Origin of the sequence: Ramlibacter sp. WS9 (genome assembly GCF_003797765.1) — a bacterium.
In the GTDB taxonomy this organism is placed as follows: domain Bacteria; phylum Pseudomonadota; class Gammaproteobacteria; order Burkholderiales; family Burkholderiaceae_C; genus Ramlibacter.
Genome location: NZ_RKMB01000026.1, coordinates 20,548 through 41,909 on the forward strand (window position 1 = coordinate 20,548; position 21,362 = coordinate 41,909).

Sequence of the window (21,362 nt, forward strand, 5' to 3'; positions counted from 1 at the left end):
CATCATGGCAAGGTTCACGCTATGCTTGATTCAATCACAGAAAGGAATTCGCGATGAACCAGGTTTTTCAAGTGCAGGGCATGAGCTGCGGCCACTGCGAGCGCGCCGTCACCCAGGCCGTGCAGTCCGTCGACCCGGCGGCGCAGGTCAAGGTCGACATCGGGAGCGGCAAGGTCGAGGTGCAGACCGAGCAGCCGCGCGAGGCGATCGCCCACGCCATCGCCGAAGAAGGCTACACCGTCGCCGCATGAAAGCGCCCGCCACCGTTTCGCCCATCGCCTGGCCGGTCAACATCGGCGCGGCGGCTCGCCTCTCCGGCGTGTCGGCCAAGATGGTGCGGCACTACGAATCGCTGAGCCTGTTGCCCGCCGTCCACCGCACGGACGCGGGCTATCGCCAGTACACCGAGTCCGAGGTGCACACGCTGCGCTTCATCAAGCGCTCGCGTGAGCTGGGCTTTTCCATGGACGAGATCGCCGAACTCGCCGGCCTCTGGCACAACCGCCGCCGTGCCAGCGCCAATGTGCGGCGCATCGCGCAAAAGCATTCGGACGACCTGGCGCAGCGCATCGAGGCCATGCAGGCGATGCAGCGCACGCTCGATCACCTGATCCACTGCTGTCACGGGGATGAGCGGCCGGACTGCCCGATCCTGGACGACTTGGCGGGGCTGCACGCTTGAAGACATGGATTCGGGGGAATGGTGGGCAACAAGTTGCCCACCCTACGGGCCTGCCCTCCCCGGCTGTCATGCCGGATTTGATCCGGCATCCATGCCCCGCCTCGCTACCATAGCGCCATGCTCAACAAGCCGCGCATCCTGGTGGTCGAAGACGAATCCGGCATTGCGGACACGATCCAGTACGTGCTGGCCACCGACGGCTTCGCGCCGGTGTGCTGCCACACCGCGGAGCAGGCCCTGCGCGAATTCGCGGCCCAGCCGCCGGCGCTGGCCATCCTCGACGTCGGCCTGCCCGATCTGAACGGCTTCGAGCTGTTCAAGCAATTGCAGCTGCTGCCCGGCGGGCGCGAGGTGCCGATGCTCTTCCTGACCGCGCGCAGCGACGAGATCGATCGCGTGGTGGGCCTCGAGTTGGGTGCCGACGACTACATCGCCAAACCGTTCTCACCGCGCGAGCTGGTGGCGCGGGTGCGCACCATCCTGCGCCGCAGCACACGGACCGCGGCCGGGCCTACCGCGACGGTGGCCGAAGCCCCAGCGGCGCCGTTCACCCTGGACGAAGAGCGGCGGCAGATCCGCTTCTACGGCCGCGTGCTCGAACTCTCACGCTACGAATACGGCATCTTGCGGCTGCTGGTGCAAAAGCCTGGGCGGGTGTTCACGCGCGAAGAGCTGCTGGCCAAGGTGTGGGACGACGACAGCGACAGCTTCGACCGCACCGTCGACGCGCACATCAAGACTCTGCGCGGCAAGCTCAAGGCCATCGCCCCCGATGTGGAGGCCATCCGCACCTCGCGCGGCGCGGGCTACGCGCTGAACGAAGATCTGCCGCCGAAAGAGCGGCCTTGAGCGCCGCCGGGCCGCCCCAAGGCGCGAAGGCCCCCTCGGGGGGCAGCGCAGTACACGCAGTGACAAGCGTGGGGGCGACATGAGCAAACGCACTCGCATCTTCATCGGCATCCTGCTGATCTACGCGGCGGGCATCGCCTTCCTGCTGTACCGCGTGGTGTCCGACCTGGACCCACGCTACCGAGAGTCCGCCGAGGAGTCGCTTGTCGAAACCTCGCAGCTCATGGCCAGCCTGATCGAGCAGGACGTGCAAGGCGGCGTGATCGACACGGCGAGGCTGGACCCGCTGTTTCGCACCGCGTACGCGCGCCGCTTCTCGGCGCAGATCTTCAGCGTCACCAAGACCCGCGTCGAGCTGCGCGCCTACGTCACCGACAGCGCGGGCCTGGTCCTCTACGACTCGCTGGGCCAGTGGAAGGGCGCCGATTTCTCGCAGTGGCGCGACGTGCGCCTGGCGCTGCGCGGCGAGTACGGTGCGCGCACCACGCCCGACACGCAGGACGAACCGCTCAGCTCGGTGATGTACGTCGGCGCGCCGATCCACTGGAACGGGCAAGTGGTCGGCGTCGTGACGCTCGGCAAGCCGGTGCAGAGCTTCGGGCGCTTCGTCTCGGCGGCACGCGAGAAGACGCTGTATGTGGGCCTGCTCTCCGCGCTCGGCGTGCTGCTGCTGGCGGTGATCGTGTCGGTCTGGCTGGTGCGGCCGTTCGGCATCATCGCTGACTATGTGGCCTATGTGCGGGCGCAGCGCAGTTTCAGCCCGGCGCGGCTGGGTCGCCGCGCATGGGTGGCCATCGGTGCTGCCTACGATGAAATGCGCGACGCGCTCGCCGGGCGCAACTACGTCGCCGACTATGTGCAGACGCTCACGCACGAGCTCAAGAGCCCGCTGTCGGCCATTCGCGGTGCCGCGGAACTGCTGCAGGAGCCCGACATGCAGGCCGCCCAGCGCCAACGCTTCCTGGACAACATCACGCGCGAAACTTTGCGCATCCAGGAGCTGGTGGACCGCATGATGGAGCTCACCGCGCTGGAGTCGCGCCGCGTGCTCGATCGCATCGAGCAACTCCCGCTGCGGCCGCTGCTCGAAGAAGTGGCCAGCGCGGCGCAGGACGCGGGTGCGGGCAAGCAGCTGCACGTTGTGCTCGACGCGCCGGACGACGCGGCTGTCGAAGGCGATGCCTTCCTGTTGCGCCGGGCGCTCGGCAACCTGCTGGACAACGCCATCGCCTTTGCGCCCAGCGGCACCGAAGTGCGCATCAGCCTGGAGCTGACCGCACGCCTGGCTCACATCCGCGTGCGAGACCAGGGGCCCGGCATTCCCGACTACGCGCAAGGCAAGGTTTTCGAGAAGTTCTATTCGCTGGCCCGGCCCGACACGCAGAAGAAAAGCACCGGCCTGGGCCTGGCCTTCGCGCAGGAGATCGCGTCCCTGCACCACGGCCGTGTCGAGCTGGCCAACGCCCCAGATGGTGGTGCGCTGGCCACGCTCTCGCTGCCGCGTTTGCCCTCAAGCTGACGCGGGCACTGCCGTGGACATGGACCCGGACATTGGCGCCGGCGAATCGCGGCCGGAGAGGGCGTACCAGTCGACGCGCCGTGTGGCGATCATCAGCAGGGCCAGCATGCCGAACAGCAGCAGTGCGCCAAGCAGCAACGCGTTATTCTCCGATGCGAGCAGCCCGTAGAGCGTGCCGTACAGCAGCGCCACATAGCCCGCCAGCGAGACGCCGCGCTTCCACCCCTTGAGCACCGCGCTGAAATACACCATCAGCAGCAGCACGCTCGCGCCCGCGGCGGCCGTGTAGGCCAGCCAGAACTCCACTTTTTCCGACAGCGCGAGCAGCAGCAGGAAGAACAGGGCAATGGCCAGGCCCACCAGCGCGTACTGCACCGGGTGCAGGCGCAGCTTCTTGAACAGCTCGAACATGAAAGCCGCCATCAGCACCAGCGCCACGAACAGCGCGCCGTACTTCACGGCGCGGGTGGATTGCGAATAGACGTTCAGCGGCTGCGCCAGCGTCACATCGAAGCTGTCGAGCGCATCGGCCTGCCCGGCCCCCGCCGCGCGCGGGTCGCGGCCGCCCTGCGACGCGAGAATCTGCTTGCGCGCCGAACTCACCAGCGAAGACACCGCCCAGCTGGCCTCGAAGCCGCTGTCGGTCACCGTGCGTTGCACCGCGAGGAACTGCCCACCGAAGCTCGGGTGCGGCCAGGTGGAGGTGAGGTGCGTGGTGGTTTCATCGGCCAGCGGCGCGATCGACAGCCGCTCCTGGCCGATGATCACCATCTTCATGTCGAACGCCACCGGTTCCCGGCGTTCCCAGGCCTGCAGAGCGGCCCCGGCCACCGGTGCGTGGATGCCGCGTGCGAGCCACGAGCCGTCGGCGGCGCCCGGGATGCGCGGAAGAAACTTGGCCGTCTCGCCGGCGAGCCGCAGCGCTGGCGCACCCTGGATGCCGCGCACGTCCTGCAGGCCGAACGCGAAGACCGGTGGCTGCAGCTCGAACGTAGAGTCCTTTTCGGTGTGGGCGAGTGCGGCCGGATCGAACGCCGGGAAGCTGCCCTTCCACGCGCCGTCCAGGTCGTAGAACAGCACCTTGAAGATGCCGCGATAGCGCTCCTGCGGCGCCATGCGCCCCTTCAGGTCGACCTTCTCGGGAAACACAAGGTGCGTCATCGGCTTGCTGCGCGCGATGCGCGCCTTGACCTGGCCCTTGTCGTTGAGCTCGACTTCGGTCCAGCGCTCGACATAGGGCATGACGAGCAGCGGCCCTACCACCACCTGCGGCCCGGCATGGCTGGCGGCCAGTTCATGCGCGGCCTGCAGCTGGCTGCCGCCGCGCTCGTCGATGAGGCCGCGGATCTGGGCCAGCGGGATGCACAGCACGATGGTGATCAGCACCAGCAGCGCGACCTTGGCGAGCGCGGAATTGCGAAGCATGTCTTTCATGGAAACCCCGGTTGTTGGATAGGGGACATGCTCGCGGCGTTTCCCGCGCGGCTGATGAAGCCGCGCGGCACGCGGACTTCACACAGGCTTCACGCACGCAGGCGCGGGCTTCGACACGCCTTCTTCATGCATCGCGACAGTGACAGGCAACGTCACACCGAAGGATCGAACGCCATGCCTGTCTCACCCCTCCTGCGCTATCCCCCACTGGTCCGCCTGGGCATCCGCATCGACACGGCGCCCGCCTGGTGGTGGCCGGCCGCGCAGTTCGCCGCCGTTGGCGCGGCCTGGCTGGGAACCGTGCACACCCTGCCCGGGACGGTCGCGCTCGTCATCGCCGCGTGCACGCTCTGGCCCATGCGGGAGCAATTGCGCGCCGCGCCCCGGCTGGAGTGGCTCGCGCTGGCGCTGCTGTGCACGCTCGCTTGTTCGGCCGGTGGCTGGCTTGCCGCGGGTTGGCTGGGCGTGGCCGCGACGCTGATCGCGTTCGTGCCGGGCACGCAGAGGGCGGCCGTGCCGATGCAGCTGTGGCAGCAGCTGTTCGGCAACACCTTCGTGAACCGCGTGGCGCACAAGACGCTCTTCGCCGGCGCGATGCTGCTGTGCGCGGCGTGGTCGCTTATTTCTTGATCTGGCCGGCCGCGCCGCGCCGATAGAGCTCCACCGCCTCTGCTTCACGCGCTTCCTGCAGATCCGCGCGCGCCTTGGCCTTGGTCGTGGAGCGCAAAACCTGGCGGCCTACCTTGCTCGCGCGGGGCTTAGGCGCCACACCCTGCTCGAAGTCCCGGTCGCGTTGCGCGCGCACGGGCGACTCTTCCAGCACGATCGCACCCATGCTGTTGCGCTCCTGGGCGGGCGGCGGCCCGACGTCGGTAACCACCGCAGGGCCTTCAACGGCTGTCGGCGGACTGGATTGCGCGGCCGCGGGGCCGGCTGCCAACACGGCTGCGAGCGCCACCAGCGGCATGATGTTCGGGTACTTCATGGTTGCCCCTTTCGGGTCGTATGTCTCTGTGCATGAATGATCGGCAGCAACGCGTGGGGCCGCTGTGGCCATTTCCGCGCTCTTGCGGTAGGCGCCCTCCCACAGCCCAGTTGCGGGCGTGAACCTTTACACATCAGCTACCTCGCCGCCACGGCGGCGATACATGGGCCTTCCACACTTGCTTCCAACCTGCAGCCCATGGGGGTTGCGGGCCTTCTCGAAGGACCAAAGGAAACCATCATGAAACTTGCACCCAAGCACCTGATCGCCACCGGCCTCCTGGCCGCGCTCGGCTTTGCCGCCACCGCACAGACGCCTCCGCCGGCCGCCCCCGGCGCCGCACCGGCACCGATGGCGCGTGAGCATCACGGCCGGTTCGACCCGGCCAAGATGCAGGAGCGCATGGCACGCCGACAGGCCGCGCTGAAGCAGAAGCTGCAGCTGGCCCCGGCGCAAGAGAGCGCCTGGACGGCGTACACCTCGGCGATGAAGCCGCCGGCGCGCATGCAGCGCCCGGACCACGCCGAGTTCGCCAAGTTGACGACGCCTGAGCGCGTCGACCGCATGCGGGCCATGCACGCGGCTCGCGCTGCCGAAATGGACAAACGCGCCGACGCCACCAAGACCTTCTACGCCGCCCTCACGGCGGAGCAGAAGAAGGTGTTCGACGCGGAAAGCATGCACCGCCGCGGCGGGCACCACGGCGGTCGTCACCACAAGGGCTGATCAGCCCCGGGCGCCGGAGCTCAGCATCGCGCGTCGCGTCGCTTCGAAGCGCGCGCGGCGGCTCAGCAATTCGGACTGAACCTCGGCGCGTGTCATGGCATGCGCCGCGGGTTCGACGTTCGGCGCTCCTCGCACGAAGGTGCTGGCCTCGCCGGCCTTCGGCGGCCCGTCGGAACTGCCGGCGGCTGGAGTGCTTTGAGCTTGCGCGCCTGCAGCGGCCAGCAGGCCGGCCAGCCCCGACGGCGCCTGTAGGACTCGGGCGGCCGGTTCGAAGAGCCACAGCCCAAGTGATCAAGAACGCGTCCTACGTCGAGCTCATTCTGTCGCGCGCGCAACCTTCGCGCGGCGCGAAGCCTTCTAAGCTCGAGGCATGCGCATCTCCGAACTGGCCCTACGGACCGGCGTCTCCACGCACGCGTTGCGGCACTACGAGCGGCTGGGCCTGTTGCGGCCGGCCCGCACCCCCGGCGGCTACCGCGACTACGCGGAGTCATCGCGGCGCGAGGTGATCTTCATCGCCATGTCGCGCAAGATCGGCTTTTCGCTCAAGGCCATCGCCGAACACCTGCCCGCGTATCGCTCAGGCCGCCTTGGCTTTGACGACATGATCGGTGCGATGCAACAGCGCATCGTCGAGGTCGATGGCGAGATCGCCGCGCTGCGGGCCCAGCGCGCGCAGGTCACGGACCACGTGCGGTGGTTGCGCGAGCAAAAGAAGAAGCACGCCCAAGCGACTCGTGTCAAGCGGGGCGCTGCGCGGGGGTGACAAGAAGTCTGCGCCCCGTCCTACACCTTTGCAAACAGCCCGGCAGTACAAGAAAAGTCTCACCCAAAAAACGAGAGACACCGGACTGCCTATGAGCGACCTGAGCGACAACGTGCCGCCCGTCCCGCCGTTGACCGTGATGACAGTCAACATCCACAAGGGCTTCACGACCTTCAACCGCAAGTTCATCCTGCCCGAGCTGCGCGATGCCGTGCGGAAGGTCGGGGCGGACGTGGTGTTCCTGCAGGAGGTGCAGGGTACGCATGAAGAGCACGGGAAAAAGGTCAACGGCTGGCCCGAACTGCCGCACTACGAATTCCTCGCCGACAGCATCTGGCCGCAGTTTGCCTACGGCCGCAACATGGTCTATCCGAAGGGCCATCACGGCAACGCGATCATGTCGAAGTTTCCGATCGTGCACTACCAGAACCACGACGTCTCCATCGTCGGGCCGGAAAAGCGCGGCCTGCTGCATTGCGTGCTGGCGGTGCCGGGGCATGCCCACCAGGTGCACGCCATCTGCGTGCACCTGGGCCTGGCCGAAGCCCACCGCGTGCAGCAGCTGGAGCTGTTGTGCGAGATCGTCCGCACGGAAGTGCCCAAGGATGCGCCGCTCATCGTGGCGGGCGACTTCAACGACTGGCGCCGCCGCGCGCACGACCTGCTGTGGGACGGCGCCGGCCTGAAGGAGGTGTTCGTCACCGCCTACGGCGAGCCGGCCAAGACGTTCCCCGCGCGCTTCCCGGTGCTGGCACTTGACCGCATCTACGTGCGCAACGCCTCGGTGCACCTGCCCGTGGTACTGCCGCGCCGTCCCTGGTCGCACCTGTCGGACCACGCGCCGCTGGCGGCCGAGATCCATCTGTAGGAAGCAGCCATGAGCAGCAGGTGGATTCCCGGCAACGACATTCAACTCCTCGAAAACGGCGAGGAGTTCTTCCCGCGCGTCTTCGCCTGCATCGCCAATGCGAAGCAGGAGGTGGTGCTGGAAACCTTCATCCTGTTCGAGGACAAGGTCGGCCTGCAGCTGCATCAGGCACTGATGGCGGCGGCAAGGCGTGGCGTGCAGGTGGACGTGACCGTCGACGGCTTCGGCTCGTCCGACCTGTCGGACCATTTCATTGGAACCCTGGCCGAGGCCGGCGTTCGCCTGCACGTGTTCGACCCGGGCAAACGCCTCCTGGGTTGGCGTTGGAACGTGCTGCGGCGCATGCACCGCAAGATCGTGGTGGTGGACGGCCACGTGGCCTTCGTCGGTGGCATCAACTACTCGGCCGACCATCTGGCCGATTTCGGGCCCGAGGCCAAGCAGGACTGGGCGGTGGAGATCCAAGGTCCGCTGGTGTCCGAGATCCACCGCTTCACCCACACCGCGTTGGCACAAGGCCAACGCTACCAGCGCACCCGCCAATGGTGGCGCAGCCGCAAGCAGGTGCGCGTGCAGACGCAGGACCAGCCGCACGCGGGTGAGGCCGCGGCGATGCTGGTGGTGCGCGACAACGGCGACCACTTCGGCGACATCGAGCGGCACTACCGCATCGCGATCCGCTCCGCGCGCAAGCGCATCATCATCGCCAACGCCTACTTCTTCCCCGGCTATCGCTTCATGAAGGAGCTGCGGCGCGCGGCGCGGCGCGGCGTCGACGTGCGCCTCATCCTGCAGGGCGAGCCCGACATGCCCATCGTCAAGACGGCCGCGACGATGCTGTACCACCGGCTGCTCGGCGCCGGCGTGAAGATCTACGAATACTGCGAGAAGCCGCTGCACGGCAAGGTGGCGCTGATGGACGACGAGTGGGCAACCGTCGGCTCCAGCAACCTCGACCCGCTGAGCCTGGCGCTCAACCTCGAGGCCAACGTGATCATCCGTGACCGCGCGTTCAACCAGGTGCTGAGCGAGCGCCTCGACAAGCTGATGTGCAGCAGCTGCAAACAGATCGACCGTGTCGAACTGGGGCAACCCAGCCGCTGGCAGGTCGCACGCAGCTTCTTCGCGTACCACTTCACGCGGCGCTATCCCGGCTGGGCTTCGTGGCTGCCGCGCCATGTGCCGCGCTTGCTGCCGGCGCTGGCGAGCCGCCTGCACCCGGCCTACGGCGACCAGGGCGGCAAGGAGTAGCCGGTGGCGACGCGCACCTTGCCTCGCAACGCACTGGTCAAGCCCCGCCCGCGCCGGGCCGCTGGGACGCGCGAGCAGCCGGACAGCGACACGTCGCCTCCATGGTGGAGGTGGACCAGGCGCGGCTTGTCGCTGCTGTTCTTCGCCGCCGTCGCTTATCTGCTGGTGCGCTATGCGCGCAACATCGACTGGGACGACGTGCTGGCCTCGGTCCGCAACACGCCTGCGCCGACACTGCTGGCGGCTGCCGTCCTGGCGGCGACGAGTCACGCGCTCTACAGCTGCTTCGACCTGTTCGGCAAGCGCTACACCGGCCACACCTTGACCACCCGCACCGTGATGAGCGTCAATTTCGTCAGCTACGCCTTCAACCTGTGCATTGGCTCGCTCGTGGGCGGCGTGGCTTTCCGCTACCGGCTCTATTCGCGGCTGGGCCTGGGCCAGGGCGTGATCACCCGCATCGTCACGTTGAGCATGCTGACCAACTGGGTTGGCTACATGCTGCTGGCCGGCCTGCTGTTCGCCATCCACCCGCTGGTGCTGCCGCCCAGCTGGCAGATGGGCAACCACGGCCTGCAGTGGATAGGCGGCGCACTCGTGCTCGCCGCCATCGGCTATGTCGCCGCCTGCGTGCGCTGGCACGACCATGTGTGGACGGTGCGCGGGCACGAGCTGTTCCTGCCGCCGCCGCGCATGGCCGCGCTGCAGTTGCTCATCTCGTGCATCAACTGGAGCGTGATGGGCGGCGTGGTCTACCTGCTGCTGCAGGGCCGGGTGCCGTATACAGACGTGCTCGCCGTGCTGCTGATTGGCGCCATCGCCGGGGTGATCGCGCACGTGCCGGCCGGCCTGGGCGTCTTCGAATTCGTCTTCATCGCGCTGCTGTCGCATCAGGCGTCGGAGGGCCAGCTTCTGGCCGCGCTGCTGGGCTACCGCGCCATCTATTACATCGTGCCGCTGGTGGCGGCATCCCTGCTCTACCTGGCGATGGAACTGCGCGCCAGAAAGAAAGCGACATGATGGAAGCGCGGCTGGCCAGCGATACCGATCTCGCAGGCTTCCGCGAAGAAGCGCGTGTGCTGCTGTCCCAGCAGGTGCCACCGGAATCCGTGCAGTGGCACACCGACCATGCGCAGAACAGCGAGCTCTTTGCCGACCCGCCGCAGGCCGCCGACAGCCGGCCCCAGGGCGTGCCCAAGGCCGCTTCGGCCATCGTGCCCGCGTCTTTCCTGCGGCTCTGCGAGACCGTGGTGCTGCACCACGACCCGGAACGCTTCGCGCTGCTGTACCGGCTGCTGTGGCGCCTGGTGCACGAGCCCGGCCTGCGCCACGACCCGGTCGACCCGGACATGCTGCACGCGCACCAGATGGGGCAATCAGTGCGGCGCGACGTCCACAAGATGAAGGCCTTCGTGCGCTTCCAGACTGTGCAGGACGGCCCGACGCCGGCGCTGCAGGTGGCATGGTTCGAACCCGCGCACCACATCGTCGAGTTCGCCGCGCCGTGGTTCGCGAAGCGCTCGCCCGATTCGCGCTGGGCCATCCTTACGCCGGAGCGTTCGGTGGAATGGGACGGCCGCCAGCTGCACTTCGCACCCGGCCTGCCGCGCGCCGAAGCGCCCCCGGCCGACGCGCACGAAGGCCACTGGCTCGAGGCGTATCGCCGGGTGTTCGGCGCGCACGCCAAGGCGTCGCCCAGTGCTCCTTACTGCAGCACGCCGTCTTGATACGACGCGCCGAAGTACACGTCGACCCGCGAGATGCGCCCGTCGACGAACGTCAGGAATTCAGTATTACGGAACGACTTGCCGCCCGCGGAGGAGCACAGGTAGGTGACGAAAGCCTTGTCGCCGTCGATCACGATCTTCTCGATCTGCTGTTCGCGCGCGGCTTCGTTGCTGGGCCAGCAACGCTCGAAGTAAGTGGCGCGATCGATCGCGTCGTCGTTGGGGCTGGTGAAGATGAAGTCGTCCGCGAGCAGTGCTTCGGCGGCCTCGCGGTTCTCGCTCTCGTACGCGCCGAAGTAGGCGTGCACGAGGCCGGTCAGTTTGTTGTCTTGCATGGGCGATTTTAACCGTCCCATGTAAAGAGCCCGCCGTGGTGGCGGGCCCGGATTCCGTCTACCGCGCAGGCCCTGCGCCCGCCGCGGACGTGTCCACCTCGCTCACCCCATGCCGCGCGCGGGTGATCGTGCGCTTGAGGGCGCGCGTGACCTTCTTGGCGCTTCGCTGGTCTTTCGCCACGCTCTTGTCGGGTGCCGGTGCCGCGTCCTTGCGCAGCGTCACATCCGAGTTGGATGCCGCGATCACATCGGGGGCCTCGTCGCGGCGCGCCTGACGGATGTCGTCGAGCCCTGTCGGCTTACCCAGGCGCAGGGTGCGCTCGGCCACCGCGTTGCCCTGCACGCCGATGCCGCCCTGCGCCACGCCGGCTTGTGCCCCCAGGCCGCCTTGCGCACCCGCCATGGCGGGGCGGCCTTCGAACACCGCGGCCGCGCCGGATTGCCCATGGGCCTCACCCAGCGTCAGCAGCAATGCCGCCAGGGCCACCAGGACCCAGTGATACGGAGTGTGTTGAATCTTCATGGCAACTCCTTTGAAAGTGTCGCCAGTCCAGTGTGGGCCCCAGCACGGTGCGCGTCAGGTGCATTTGGCAACAGAATCTGTAGGACGGCGCTGGCGGACGGCTGTTAAGATTCGGCGCTTTTTGCACCCGTCTTTTCGCAAACCCACTGTTCAATGACCGTTGCCCTCGCAGGACGCGCCCCTGCCACCTTCGAGATCAAAAGCGCCAACCTGCCCCTGGTCTCGCTGCTGCTCAAATCGGCCGACCTGGCCGCGCTGTCCGCCGAACTGAAGGCCCGCTTCGGCGACATCCCCGATTTCTTCGACAACGACCCGCTGGTGCTGGACCTGTCGCCGCTGCAGGCGCAGGGGGACGTGCGGGTGGACTATCCGCAATTGCTGTCGCTGCTGCGCGAATACCGCGTGATGCCGGTGGCGGTGAAGGGCGGGAATGAGGGGCAGATGAAGGCGGCGCTGCAGGCGGGCCTGGCGTCGGGGGCGGATGCGAAGACATGGACGCCGGATCCAGTCCGGCATGACAGCCCTTCCGCCGCGAATGACAGCCCTTCTGGCCCGCGCGACGTTCCGGCGCCCGCCCAGCCCGTTCGCACCGAGCCCGCCGAAGGCCTCGTATCCGCTCTCGTCATCGACAGGCCGCTGCGCTCGGGCCAGCAGATTTACGCGCGCGGGCGCGACCTCGTCGTCCTCAGCATGGTGAACCCCGGCGCCGAAGTCATCGCCGACGGCCACATCCACGTCTACGCGCCGCTGCGCGGCAAGGCCATCGCCGGCGCGCGCGGCAACACCCAGGCCCGCATCATCTCGCTGTGCATGGAGCCGGAGCTCATTTCCATCGCGGGTGTGTACCGCACCAGCGAAATCCCCTTGCCCCCGGACATTCTCTCCAAGCCCACCCAGGTGCGGCTGGTCGGCGGGGCCGAAGGCAAGCTGGTGATGGACCCGATCAAGTAACTCAAGGACTTTCACTCATGGCAAGAATCATCGTCGTCACTTCCGGCAAGGGCGGGGTGGGCAAGACCACCACCAGCGCCAGCTTCGCCTCGGGCCTGGCGCTGGCCGGCCACAAGACCGCCGTGATCGACTTCGACGTCGGCCTGCGCAACCTCGACCTCATCATGGGCTGCGAGCGGCGCGTGGTGTACGACCTCATCAACGTGATCCAGGGCGAGGCCAACCTGAACCAGGCGCTCATCAAGGACAAGCAGTGCGAGAACCTCTTCGTTCTGGCCGCGTCCCAGACGCGTGACAAGGAAGCGCTGACCAAGGAAGGCGTGGAGAAAGTGCTGAAGGACATCGGCGAGATGGGCTTCGAATACATCGTCTGCGACTCGCCCGCCGGCATCGAAACCGGCGCGCTGATGGCGATGCACTTCGCCGATGAGGCACTCGTCGTCACCAACCCGGAAGTCTCGTCCGTGCGCGACTCCGACCGCATCCTCGGCATGCTGGCCTCCAAGACCAAGCGCGCCATCGAGGGCAAGGAGCCCATCAAGGAGCACCTGCTCATCACGCGTTACAACCCGAACCGCGTGGACCAGGGCCAGATGCTGTCGCTGGAAGACATCCAGGACATCCTGCGCATCAAGCTCATCGGTGTCATCCCGGAAAGCGAGTCGGTGCTGCAAGCGTCGAACCAGGGCACGCCGGCGGTGCACATGAAGGGCACGGATGTGTCCGAGGCGTACAAGGACGTGATCGACCGCTTCCTCGGCCAGGACAAGCCGATGCGCTTCGTCGACGCGCAGAAGACGGGCTTCCTGAAGCGCCTGTTCGGAGCCAAGTAACCGATGGCATCCTTCCTTTCCTTCCTGCTGGGCGAGAAAAAAAAGACCGCCAGCGTCGCCAAAGAGCGGCTCCAGATCATCCTGGCGCACGAGCGCAGCGGCCGCAACGCGAGCCAGCCCGACTACCTGCCGGCCCTGCAGCGCGAGCTCGTCGCCGTGATCAGCAAATACATCAAGATCGGCCCGCAAGACCTGAAGGTCAGCCTCGAGCGCCAGGACAACCTGGAAGTGCTGGAGGTGAAGATCGAGCTGCCCGACAGCAAGTGATTTCGGTTGTCTTTGCCTGACTTGACACACCGCGACGAGCAGCAGATAAACGCAATATGACCTCCCCCGTTACCGTGCGCGTGACGCACCGTTACAGCGTGTCGTCGGAGCGTGTGTTCGATGCCTGGCTCAACCCTGCGTTGGCGGCCCGCTTCCTCTTCGCCACCCGCACCGGCAACATCCTTCACTGCGAGATCGATCCTTCGGTCGGCGGTGAATTCACCGTCACCGACAGACGGCCCACCGCCGACGGCGACGAAAGCTTCTTCGACGCGCAGCACCGCGGTGTGTATGTCGAGATCGCACGGCCCCACCGCCTCGCGTTCGACTTCAACGTCGAGCCTTATTCCGATGAGCCGACGCGGGTCGTCATCGACATCGTCTCCATGGGCCCGAACCTGTGCGAGCTGGTGTTGACGCACAACCTGGGCAGCGACGAAACGGCGCAGGTCAACGCCGACCGGACGCGCAAAGGCTGGGCCACCATGCTCGCCCAGTTGGACAAGGTGCTCACCACCCGCACCTGGGGCGGGCTGGGCGGCTTCAAGGGCCCAGGAAGCGCTTGACCTCGGCCACGGTGCGCTGCGGGTCTTCTTCCTGCGGCACGTGGCCCAGGTCGTCGAACATCACCAGCTTGGCGCCCGGAATGTCGCTCGCGAATCGCGGCGCCAACTCGGTCGGGATCAACCTGTCCTTGCCGCCCCACAAGACCAGCGTGGGCGCCTTGATGGTCTTGAGCAGCGCCACGTTGCCGGTGTAGCCCTGCTCGAGGCGCCGCCCCAGCGCCTTGCGGTTGCCTTCGCGCAGCGTCATCGCCACGTACAGGTCGACCAGCTCGGGCGTGACTTTCGACGGATCGCCATACACGTTGCGCACGCTGGCTTCGACCACACCGCGCGGCAGCGTGCGCTCCGTCAGCACCCGCAGGCCCGGCGTCATCGCCAGCCGGAAGCCCAGGGGCAGCTCCTGCTTCACCGTCATCGATTCCGGCGGGTAGCCGCTCGCATCGACCAGGACGAGGCCCGCCACGCGGTCGGGCATCGCCGCCGCGACGGACCACGCGATCTGCCCGCCCAGCGAATTGCCGCCGATGACGAAGCGCTGCACGCCCAGTTTGTCCACCACGTCGCGGACGAACTGCACGTAGGTTTCGGTGGAGTAGTCGTTGGCCTGGTTCGGCCCTGTGAGCGCGAAGCCCGGCAGGTCGAAGCGGATCACGCGGCGCTTGTCACGCAACGCCTGCGCCCAGCCTTCCCAGGTGTGCAGGCTGGCGGAAGTGCCATGCAGCAGAACGATGGGCGCGGGGTCGTCATGCGGGCCTTCGTCGCGCAGGTGCACCTGCATGCCGTTGACGTCGATGAAGCGCGAAGGCGGCCGCGCCCAGCGTGCCTTGAGCTCGTCCACCGGCACGTCCGGCGCCCAGGTGAGGGCGACGCCGAGGCCAACGAAGAAGACAATGCCCGCCAACACGAGGACAAAGGCACGGACCCAGATGCTTTTCATGGGCAGAACTGTAACCGCCGCGCCGCGGCGGTCGCATCCCCGCAACACAAGCTTGTAAAGCCGCCACCGGAATCGCCGTTTTGTCGTCGCGCCGACATAACTGGACTTGCATCGCCCGCAGAATCACCATCCAGCAGCAAACCAAAGAATCTCGCAGGGAGCCATCGGCAAAGTACCGGGAGTGGCAATGCAGTACGTTCAAGACTCGTTTGATGCAGGTAGCGTGGTGGCCGCGTGGCTCCACCCGTCTGCACTGGGCCAGCTGGAGCCCGTGTTGCGGCGTTTGATGGCGGGCCGGCAGCTGTTCGTGAAACAGGCGGACGGCACTTACCGCCCCAAGGGCTCGCAGCTGGGGCTGGCGCGCCGCTTCGATTTCGCGGACCTGCGCGAACCCGCCCTGCGCGCGGCCGAGGTCGCCTGACCAGGGCTCGACGCCGTTAGCGCTGACCCTTGCCCGACGCGCCGCTGTCCGGCGCGCTGCGGCTCTGCTTCCCCTGGTTGTTTCCGATCTTCGACTCGCGGTCGTGCCGGCTTACCGGTGTGCGCCGCCCTTCGTTTTTCTGCGTGGGCACCTGCTCGCCCTGCTGGTTGGCATCGTTTTCCACTTTGCCGCTCTGCGGCTCCTGCTTGTCGGCGGGATTCTGCGACTTGGCATTCTTTGCCATGCTGTGCTCCTTGAAAGTGAGTGCATGGCCATTCTGGAAGCCCACAACCTTGTGCGCTGTCGGACAGCATCGCATTGTCTTGCTCCCTCTCCCTCTGGGAGAGGGCGGGGGTGAGGGCACTCCTACCTCATCAACCCCTTCAACCACCTTCCACCATCAACATCGCCTCGATCTTGTTGCCATCGAGGTCGCGCACGAAGGCCGCGTAATAATTCTCCGTGTATTCCTTGCGATAGCCCGGCTCGCCGTCGCCCTTGCCTCCCAGCTCCACGGCCTTGGCATAGAACGCCTTCACTTCGTCGATCGAGCCCGCGAGGAACGAAACGTGCACGCCGTTGCCCACGCTGGCCTTGCCGCCGTCGAACGGCGACTGGATCCAGAACTCCGGAAACTTGCGGCCGTAACCCGCGCCGCCGGGGAAATCCATGAAACACGGAATGTGCAGCGTGGCCAGCACGGCGTCGTAGAACGCCTTGGCGCGCGGGTAGTCGTTGGTGCCCAGGGACACGTGGGAGATGACGCTGTCGGAGCGTTGAATGGAATCGGCCATGGCGCTTGCCTCCTGAAAAGTTGAGCGGGCAACGATAGCCGCGCAGCGCGCGCCGGGCAAGCACCGCGCTTCGCCCTGCTGACAGATTCAGTGAACCGCGTCAGAGAAGGCGTCAGTGGGCGGGCGTGGCGGCCAGGTGCTGCTCGATGGCCTTCGGCACGGCCTTGCGCGCGCAGGCCTGCAGCTTCATCAAGAGATCGTGGCGCGGCTCGGGCACGCCGTACTGATGCGTCAGATCGCGCTTGATCTGCCCCAGCAGCGCAGCCGCCACTTCCGCATCCGCCATCGCCCTGTGCGCGCGGCCCGAAGAAGGCAGTGCGTGATAGGAAGCCAGCGAGCCGAGCCGGTAGTTGGGCGCCTGCGGATAGAGCCGGCGCGACAAGAGCAAGGTGCACGCAAACGGCTCATCGGCGGGCCGATCAACCCGCTCCATCTCCGCCATCCAGAAACGCCGGTCGAACGACGCGTTGTGCGCCACCATCGGCCGCCCATCGACGAAGCGGCTGGCCTCGGCCATCACCGCTTCCGCCGGCGGCGCCGTGCGGATCATCTCGTTGCTGATGCCGGTGTAGGCCTCGATGAAAGCCGAGATGCGCACGCCGGCGTTCATGAGGCTCTGGTACCGGTCCACCACCCGGTCACCCTCGAGGATCACCACCGCGATCTCCGTCGCGCGGTCGCCCATGGCGGGGGATAGGCCCGTGGTCTCGAAGTCGATGACGGCAACGGTGGTCATCGATTCTTGCTCCCTCCCCCGCTGGGGGAGGGCTGGGGTGGGGGCATCGCGGCCTCGACTCGCGAGGGTTTGAGAGACACAACGCGGCAGACTTTTTCCATCCGAGCATCGCCATGGCGCTGATACCGCAGGGCCTCCAGCGCATCGATGCGCGCCTGCACCGGTTGCGCCAACCAATAGGCCAGATCCTGAGCGGTTTGGGAACCTGGTTGCGTCCTGCGAACGGTGCGTTGCATGTCTCGACTTTACCGTGGATGAGGCAACACCTTATCGCTGCCGAACGGCCAGTTCCTTGAACCCCGTCGCCGCATCCAGCTCCCGCCGAAACTCCCACCCCGGCAACAGCGCGATCACCACCTCCGCCGTCGTGCGCACGACGCAGCCGTGCATGATGTGCCCGCCCTTCACTTGCCCTTGCGCATCGGACACGCTGCCGTGCAGGTGCGCGCCGTCGGCACTGAGCGTGCCCGAAAGCATCAGCAGTTCCAGCGGACCATCCGTTTCGGTTCCGCCAGGCTTGTCGGCATAGCGCAGCATCGCGTTGGACAAGCTGCCCACCGCCGACACGATGCAGGCCGCGGAAATGCCGTGTTCCTTGGAGAGGCTGGCAAACACCTTCTCCAGCGAGGACCGCAGGTCGTCGCCAGGCACCAGGCGCAGCACGTGAACATTCATGCCTCGATTGTCATTCAATACCCCAGCGGCCGCACCCCAATCAGCGGCCCATGCAGCAGCAGCGCGAACACCGACCAGGCCACCAACCCCGCCGCGACGGCGATGCTCGTGCCGATGGCGTTGGCCGGCGCGTACACGGTGTTGTTAGCGCGATCGCGCTGGCGCGCGGCGCGGAAGCTCAAGGCCGCCCACAGCAGGAAGGCCACGAACAACACCACGTTGGCCGCCTCGCCGTTGGACAGAAGATGCGCCACCGCCCAGGTCTTCACCGACAGCACCTGCGGGTGATGGAACTTCGCCTTGAACCAGTTGCGCGGAATGTAAGCGGCCACGAAGAGGATCATCGCCAGCACCATCAGCAGCGCCGTCACGTGCACCGTCCACGGCGGCGTGGCGTACAGCACCAGCGTGTCGCGCCGCGCCATCCGGAAGCCCCACACGATGACGATGAAGCTCGCGATAGAGACGACAGCGTAGAGCCCCTTCCACGGCAGCGGGCCCATCCTCGCGACCATCTGCGTGCGCCAGCCGTCCGCGAAGATGCGGGTGGAATGGACGCCCAGAAACAAGGCAAGGCCCAGGATCAGCACCAGCATGGCAACCCTCCGAAGTGTGTGGCCGGATTATGTTTCAAGCACAGCCATGTACGCCTGCCGCGACAGCGTGATGGGATGCCGGCCTACAGCAATAGGCAAGGCCTTTGCCCAAACTGAGCAGCATTCCAGGAGACATTCATCATGGTCAGCACCATTGCCCTGTTCAAACACCCCAGCACGGCCGCCGCATCGGCGCAGAGCCAGCCGAAGGACGTGACGCGCCTGCAGAAGGTCACGGAAGAGGTGCAGAGCTTCTTCCAGCGACCGTCGAACGGCCGCAGCACGCGCATGGGCCGTCGCGTCGAGAAGCCCGGCGACGCCCACGCCGCCGGCCCGAGCGGCCAGCACGAAGCAACGAAGCACGACTCGCGGCACACGAACAAGTAACGCGAACTACCCCACGTCCTTGATCGCCTTGCGCAACCCCGGCAGCAGCGCGTTCTTCACCTCGTCGTTGCCGATCTCCTGCACCGACACATACAGCGCCTGAAGAAACGAGCCCAGGTTGTGGCGCGCTGCCAGCCCGGCCTGCGTCATCGGCTCCGGATGCGGCAACCGCGCGACGACGGCGTCGAGCCAGCGCTGCCATTCATCGGCTTTCCACCAGCCGCGCCGCGCCAGGTAGAACACGGGCGCCATCAGCCGCTCAGCCTCGCCGTAGTGATAGAAGTGCTCGCCGGCCGGCATCACCTGCGACGCCACCGCCGCCAACACCGTCTCACCCTGCGCACGTTGTAGCAGCGGATGCACCGCCAGCTGAACCATCAAATCCGCCCCATGCGCCACGCCGTGGCGCCAGCCCTCGCGCTCGTCGAAACCGCGGTAGTCGCGCACACCCGCGAGGTACGCCGCGCTGCGCTCGACGATATCGTCACGCTCCGCCGGCAAGAGAAAAGGCTTGATGCGGTCGGCCCGCACTACCTCCGCCAGACCCAGCGCCGCGAAGGGTTTGCCGAAGCCGGTGGCATCCGCCGGGTCGGCGAGCGAAGCCAAGAGCCGCGTGCGCAGCACCTGCAGCGTGGTGGCTTCCAGCTGACCTTCTCGCATCATCGATTGCAGGCCGTTGAGTGCCAGTTCGTCGCGCAGCTGCGGGTTGGTATCACGCAGGCACTCCGCCAGGCCCAGCGCCAGGTTCTGCCGCGCAACGGGGCTTTCCAGGCGCGGCGATTTCCAGCCGCGGATCTTGAGCGCTTGCAACGAGACGGTGGATTCGCCGGCCGGCGGGCATTGCTGCGCATGCACCGCAAGTGACGAAGCGAGGAGCGCCAGCAGCGCAAGGCCGTGGCGCGGCAGTGTGCGAAAAGTCATGAGCGCGACTGTAGCGCGGGCCCTTGAGCCTGTCATACCGCGCTAGACCAGCAACGTCATGCCGGCGCCACGCACTGCGGCCTTGTCGAATGTGACAGTGTGCGAACAACCTTCGGCTTCTGCCGCTTGCGTGATCAACGCATCCACAAAGCCGGCTTTCGACGTCTTGCCGCCTTTGGCACGCCGGACCGCCGCTTGCACAACCTCGCGGCGCTCGACGTGAAACTGAGGTGTGCCCAGCAGGTCTTCCACCGTTTGCTTGATCTCGTCCGGGCTGGCGCCATATAGGCGTGTGAGCACCCAACACAGCTCAGCCAGAACAACCAGGCTGATGAAGCCAGGCGTTGCCGCAGTCAGTTCGTGTTCAATGAGCCGGGTTGCCTGTAGAGCCTGCTTCGGGCCATCCTGCGCCAGGTAGCGCACCAACACATTGGTGTCCAGTCCGATCATCGCTTTCAGCGCTTGCCGCGCGCGTTGCGGGCCGAGGTTTCGGTTGCGATGGCTTCATCCATCGCCTCGATGCTGACGGGTTTGCTCACGCGGCCGGCAAACCGCCCCTTCAATGTCGGCGCCTCATTGCGCAGCGGCACCACCTTGAAGCCGCCCGCCACCGGCACAAAATCGACTTTGGTCCCGGTGTGCAGGCCCAACGCTTGCCGAACCGATTGCGGCACTGTGATCTGTCCTTTGCTGGTTAATGTGGCGACTGGCATAGCGATTCCTTACTTAAGGTAAGGAATTATAATCCCCCAGGTACCGATGTCGGTGCAGATGCAGGCCAGACCCGGTTGCACTCCTAACCGTTTGACGGCTCCCGACCCATGCCCGACGGCACCAGCCAGGAGCCGGGCGGATGGAACCGCGTCGTGCTGCGCGTGGCGGACTTGCCGACGCACATCGAGACGCTGAGGAAAGCGGGGCTGCGGTTTCGCAACGAGATGGAGACGGGACCCGGCGGAAAGCAGATCCAGATCGAAGACCCCGACGGCAACCCGATCGAGCTGTTCGAGCCCGCGCGGTAGCTGCCCGCGAAGGAGTTTGCGCAAGCTACACCAAAGTCGTAGGCCTCTTTCTGAAGATGTGATGCCGTTATCCCCCACGTGCAATGGCGACGAAGGGTCGCGACGCCTACTCTGACGGTATCGGATCGTAGGCGGCAGGTTGATGCCGCCCAGCCACAAAGGGGTCACACCATGCATCACGAACGCTCTTCTTCTCCTTGCGCCACGCACCAGGCCGAGCCGTCGGCCTGGACCTTGCTGTTCCGGCCTCTGTTTCAAGCGGGCCGCGGCTTCGCGTTTCCGTGCGACCCGCAGGGCGGCGTCGACATGGACGCGCTGAGCGAGCGCGCCCGCAACAACTACCTTTACGCGCGGGCGATGATGGGCCGCGAGGTGACCTGGCCGAGCGTGCAGCGGGAAGATTTCAAGGCTCTGATGCCTGCTTAACCGGCGGTGAAGACGGCGGTGAGGAGCTCATCGGCAGTGCGCGTTTGACGGAGTTCGCAAGTCGGCCTAGAGTGTTCAGTCGTCCGCAAACCTCACGCTTGGGAGGCCAATATGGACAGGAAAACGTTCCTCAAATCGGCGCTTCCCGGAATCACCGCTGTCCTG

32 protein-coding genes are annotated in these 21,362 nt (G+C 66.5%); 19 read left to right on the top strand and 13 right to left on the bottom strand.

Annotated elements, in window-relative coordinates:
- Nucleotides 1-53: 53 nt before the first annotated feature.
- The 4 genes from EEB15_RS26830 (at nucleotide 54) to creC (ending at nucleotide 3,050) form a co-directional block, all read left to right on the top strand.
- Nucleotides 54-251, top strand: a complete 198-nt coding sequence (locus tag EEB15_RS26830; RefSeq protein ID WP_141513035.1) for a heavy-metal-associated domain-containing protein — start codon at nucleotides 54-56, stop codon at nucleotides 249-251.
- Nucleotides 248-682 (top strand): Cu(I)-responsive transcriptional regulator, encoded by a 435-nt coding sequence (gene cueR / locus EEB15_RS26835; RefSeq protein ID WP_141513036.1) that lies wholly within the window; start codon nucleotides 248-250, stop codon nucleotides 680-682. The genes EEB15_RS26830 and cueR overlap by 4 nt, the downstream gene beginning before the upstream one ends.
- Before the next feature lie 117 nt (nucleotides 683-799).
- Nucleotides 800-1,531 (top strand): two-component system response regulator CreB, encoded by a 732-nt coding sequence (creB, locus tag EEB15_RS26840; protein ID WP_141513037.1) that lies wholly within the window; start codon nucleotides 800-802, stop codon nucleotides 1,529-1,531.
- 79 nt (nucleotides 1,532-1,610) lie between these two features.
- A complete protein-coding gene (gene creC / locus EEB15_RS26845; protein WP_141513038.1) occupies nucleotides 1,611-3,050 on the top strand; it encodes a two-component system sensor histidine kinase CreC in 1,440 nt (479 codons plus the stop codon).
- Here the strand turns inward: creC and creD are convergent.
- A complete protein-coding gene (creD, locus tag EEB15_RS26850; protein WP_233259632.1) occupies nucleotides 3,042-4,475 on the bottom strand; it encodes a cell envelope integrity protein CreD in 1,434 nt (477 codons plus the stop codon). The genes creC and creD overlap by 9 nt on opposite strands.
- Before the next feature lie 183 nt (nucleotides 4,476-4,658).
- Between creD and EEB15_RS26855 the strand changes: the two genes are divergently transcribed.
- Nucleotides 4,659-5,114, top strand: a complete 456-nt coding sequence (locus EEB15_RS26855) for an exosortase/archaeosortase family protein (RefSeq protein ID WP_141513040.1) — start codon at nucleotides 4,659-4,661, stop codon at nucleotides 5,112-5,114.
- On the opposite strand, the gene EEB15_RS26860 is transcribed toward EEB15_RS26855, so the two are convergent.
- Complete coding sequence (locus EEB15_RS26860; protein ID WP_141513041.1) at nucleotides 5,104-5,469, bottom strand: hypothetical protein; 366 nt, start codon at nucleotides 5,467-5,469, stop codon at nucleotides 5,104-5,106. The genes EEB15_RS26855 and EEB15_RS26860 overlap by 11 nt on opposite strands.
- 240 nt (nucleotides 5,470-5,709) lie before the next feature.
- Here EEB15_RS26860 and EEB15_RS26865 point away from each other — a divergent pair, with 240 nt between their 5' ends.
- The 6 genes from EEB15_RS26865 to EEB15_RS26890 all read left to right on the top strand — a co-directional run bounded on the left by EEB15_RS26865 (nucleotide 5,710) and on the right by EEB15_RS26890 (nucleotide 10,807).
- A complete protein-coding gene (locus EEB15_RS26865) occupies nucleotides 5,710-6,195 on the top strand; it encodes a Spy/CpxP family protein refolding chaperone (RefSeq protein WP_199236644.1) in 486 nt (161 codons plus the stop codon).
- Between the two features lie 370 nt (nucleotides 6,196-6,565).
- On the top strand, nucleotides 6,566-6,961 hold the full coding sequence (locus EEB15_RS26870) for a MerR family transcriptional regulator (RefSeq protein ID WP_141513043.1): 396 nt from the start codon (nucleotides 6,566-6,568) through the stop codon (nucleotides 6,959-6,961).
- Nucleotides 6,962-7,052: 91 nt separating this feature from the next.
- Nucleotides 7,053-7,829: an endonuclease/exonuclease/phosphatase family protein gene (locus EEB15_RS26875; RefSeq protein ID WP_141513044.1), complete on the top strand. Its 777-nt coding sequence runs from the start codon at nucleotides 7,053-7,055 to the stop codon at nucleotides 7,827-7,829.
- A 9-nt stretch (nucleotides 7,830-7,838) separates the two neighbouring features.
- Complete coding sequence (gene clsB, locus EEB15_RS26880) at nucleotides 7,839-9,080, top strand: cardiolipin synthase ClsB (RefSeq protein ID WP_141513045.1); 1,242 nt, start codon at nucleotides 7,839-7,841, stop codon at nucleotides 9,078-9,080.
- A gap of 3 nt (nucleotides 9,081-9,083) precedes the next feature.
- Complete coding sequence (locus EEB15_RS26885; RefSeq protein ID WP_233259633.1) at nucleotides 9,084-10,100, top strand: lysylphosphatidylglycerol synthase domain-containing protein; 1,017 nt, start codon at nucleotides 9,084-9,086, stop codon at nucleotides 10,098-10,100.
- Nucleotides 10,097-10,807, top strand: a complete 711-nt coding sequence (locus EEB15_RS26890; RefSeq protein ID WP_233259634.1) for a TIGR03915 family putative DNA repair protein — start codon at nucleotides 10,097-10,099, stop codon at nucleotides 10,805-10,807. The genes EEB15_RS26885 and EEB15_RS26890 overlap by 4 nt, the downstream gene beginning before the upstream one ends.
- On the opposite strand, the gene EEB15_RS26895 is transcribed toward EEB15_RS26890, so the two are convergent.
- Nucleotides 10,786-11,142, bottom strand: a complete 357-nt coding sequence (locus tag EEB15_RS26895) for a nuclear transport factor 2 family protein (protein WP_141513046.1) — start codon at nucleotides 11,140-11,142, stop codon at nucleotides 10,786-10,788. The genes EEB15_RS26890 and EEB15_RS26895 overlap by 22 nt on opposite strands.
- A 58-nt stretch (nucleotides 11,143-11,200) precedes the next feature.
- Nucleotides 11,201-11,665 (bottom strand): hypothetical protein, encoded by a 465-nt coding sequence (locus EEB15_RS26900; RefSeq protein ID WP_141513047.1) that lies wholly within the window; start codon nucleotides 11,663-11,665, stop codon nucleotides 11,201-11,203.
- A 153-nt stretch (nucleotides 11,666-11,818) separates the two neighbouring features.
- On the opposite strand from EEB15_RS26900, the gene minC reads away from it, so the two are divergent.
- The 4 genes from minC to EEB15_RS26920 are packed head-to-tail and all read left to right on the top strand — an operon-like array spanning nucleotide 11,819 to nucleotide 14,282.
- Nucleotides 11,819-12,616, top strand: coding sequence for a septum site-determining protein MinC (minC, locus tag EEB15_RS26905; RefSeq protein WP_141513048.1), 798 nt, complete (start codon nucleotides 11,819-11,821; stop codon nucleotides 12,614-12,616).
- A gap of 17 nt (nucleotides 12,617-12,633) precedes the next feature.
- Nucleotides 12,634-13,449: a septum site-determining protein MinD gene (gene minD, locus EEB15_RS26910; RefSeq protein WP_141513049.1), complete on the top strand. Its 816-nt coding sequence runs from the start codon at nucleotides 12,634-12,636 to the stop codon at nucleotides 13,447-13,449.
- A gap of 3 nt (nucleotides 13,450-13,452) precedes the next feature.
- Nucleotides 13,453-13,716 carry a cell division topological specificity factor MinE gene (minE, locus tag EEB15_RS26915; protein WP_141513050.1) on the top strand — a complete coding sequence of 88 codons (264 nt, stop codon included), beginning with the start codon at nucleotides 13,453-13,455 and terminating at the stop codon, nucleotides 13,714-13,716.
- Between the two features lie 56 nt (nucleotides 13,717-13,772).
- Nucleotides 13,773-14,282 (top strand): SRPBCC domain-containing protein, encoded by a 510-nt coding sequence (locus EEB15_RS26920; RefSeq protein WP_141513051.1) that lies wholly within the window; start codon nucleotides 13,773-13,775, stop codon nucleotides 14,280-14,282.
- Here EEB15_RS26920 and EEB15_RS26925 read toward each other — a convergent pair.
- Complete coding sequence (locus tag EEB15_RS26925; RefSeq protein ID WP_141513052.1) at nucleotides 14,260-15,219, bottom strand: alpha/beta fold hydrolase; 960 nt, start codon at nucleotides 15,217-15,219, stop codon at nucleotides 14,260-14,262. The two genes, EEB15_RS26920 and EEB15_RS26925, sit on opposite strands and share 23 nt — an antisense overlap.
- A 187-nt stretch (nucleotides 15,220-15,406) precedes the next feature.
- Between EEB15_RS26925 and EEB15_RS26930 the strand changes: the two genes are divergently transcribed.
- Nucleotides 15,407-15,640 (top strand): hypothetical protein, encoded by a 234-nt coding sequence (locus EEB15_RS26930; protein WP_141513053.1) that lies wholly within the window; start codon nucleotides 15,407-15,409, stop codon nucleotides 15,638-15,640.
- 16 nt (nucleotides 15,641-15,656) lie between these two features.
- On the opposite strand, the gene EEB15_RS26935 is transcribed toward EEB15_RS26930, so the two are convergent.
- The 5 genes from EEB15_RS26935 to EEB15_RS26955 form a co-directional block, all read right to left on the bottom strand.
- The gene (locus EEB15_RS26935) at nucleotides 15,657-15,884 is read right to left on the bottom strand and encodes a hypothetical protein (RefSeq protein ID WP_141513054.1); all 228 of its coding nucleotides are present in this window, start codon (nucleotides 15,882-15,884) and stop codon (nucleotides 15,657-15,659) included.
- Between the two features lie 139 nt (nucleotides 15,885-16,023).
- The gene (locus tag EEB15_RS26940) at nucleotides 16,024-16,434 is read right to left on the bottom strand and encodes a VOC family protein (protein ID WP_141513055.1); all 411 of its coding nucleotides are present in this window, start codon (nucleotides 16,432-16,434) and stop codon (nucleotides 16,024-16,026) included.
- A 112-nt stretch (nucleotides 16,435-16,546) separates the two neighbouring features.
- Entirely contained in the window at nucleotides 16,547-17,170 is a 624-nt protein-coding gene (locus EEB15_RS26945; RefSeq protein ID WP_141513056.1) for a PolC-type DNA polymerase III, read from the bottom strand.
- Nucleotides 17,171-17,437: 267 nt separating this feature from the next.
- On the bottom strand, nucleotides 17,438-17,845 hold the full coding sequence (locus tag EEB15_RS26950) for a PPC domain-containing DNA-binding protein (RefSeq protein ID WP_141513057.1): 408 nt from the start codon (nucleotides 17,843-17,845) through the stop codon (nucleotides 17,438-17,440).
- A gap of 14 nt (nucleotides 17,846-17,859) precedes the next feature.
- Complete coding sequence (locus EEB15_RS26955) at nucleotides 17,860-18,441, bottom strand: NnrU family protein (protein ID WP_141513058.1); 582 nt, start codon at nucleotides 18,439-18,441, stop codon at nucleotides 17,860-17,862.
- A gap of 141 nt (nucleotides 18,442-18,582) precedes the next feature.
- Between EEB15_RS26955 and EEB15_RS26960 the strand changes: the two genes are divergently transcribed.
- A complete protein-coding gene (locus tag EEB15_RS26960) occupies nucleotides 18,583-18,828 on the top strand; it encodes a hypothetical protein (RefSeq protein ID WP_141513059.1) in 246 nt (81 codons plus the stop codon).
- A gap of 6 nt (nucleotides 18,829-18,834) precedes the next feature.
- Here EEB15_RS26960 and EEB15_RS26965 read toward each other — a convergent pair whose 3' ends face one another.
- The 3 genes from EEB15_RS26965 to EEB15_RS26975 are packed head-to-tail and all read right to left on the bottom strand — an operon-like array spanning nucleotide 18,835 to nucleotide 20,462.
- Nucleotides 18,835-19,749, bottom strand: a complete 915-nt coding sequence (locus EEB15_RS26965; protein ID WP_158290247.1) for a DUF2785 domain-containing protein — start codon at nucleotides 19,747-19,749, stop codon at nucleotides 18,835-18,837.
- A 42-nt stretch (nucleotides 19,750-19,791) separates the two neighbouring features.
- Nucleotides 19,792-20,199 (bottom strand): PIN domain-containing protein, encoded by a 408-nt coding sequence (locus tag EEB15_RS26970; protein ID WP_141513061.1) that lies wholly within the window; start codon nucleotides 20,197-20,199, stop codon nucleotides 19,792-19,794.
- Nucleotides 20,200-20,204: 5 nt separating this feature from the next.
- A complete protein-coding gene (locus EEB15_RS26975; protein WP_141513062.1) occupies nucleotides 20,205-20,462 on the bottom strand; it encodes an AbrB/MazE/SpoVT family DNA-binding domain-containing protein in 258 nt (85 codons plus the stop codon).
- 108 nt (nucleotides 20,463-20,570) lie between these two features.
- On the opposite strand from EEB15_RS26975, the gene EEB15_RS26980 reads away from it, so the two are divergent.
- Together EEB15_RS26980 and EEB15_RS26985 are read left to right on the top strand one after the other, a co-directional pair.
- Nucleotides 20,571-20,771, top strand: a complete 201-nt coding sequence (locus EEB15_RS26980; protein WP_199236645.1) for a VOC family protein — start codon at nucleotides 20,571-20,573, stop codon at nucleotides 20,769-20,771.
- Between the two features lie 171 nt (nucleotides 20,772-20,942).
- The gene (locus tag EEB15_RS26985; RefSeq protein ID WP_141513063.1) at nucleotides 20,943-21,197 is read left to right on the top strand and encodes a hypothetical protein; all 255 of its coding nucleotides are present in this window, start codon (nucleotides 20,943-20,945) and stop codon (nucleotides 21,195-21,197) included.
- The last annotated feature ends 165 nt before the right edge of the window (nucleotides 21,198-21,362 follow it).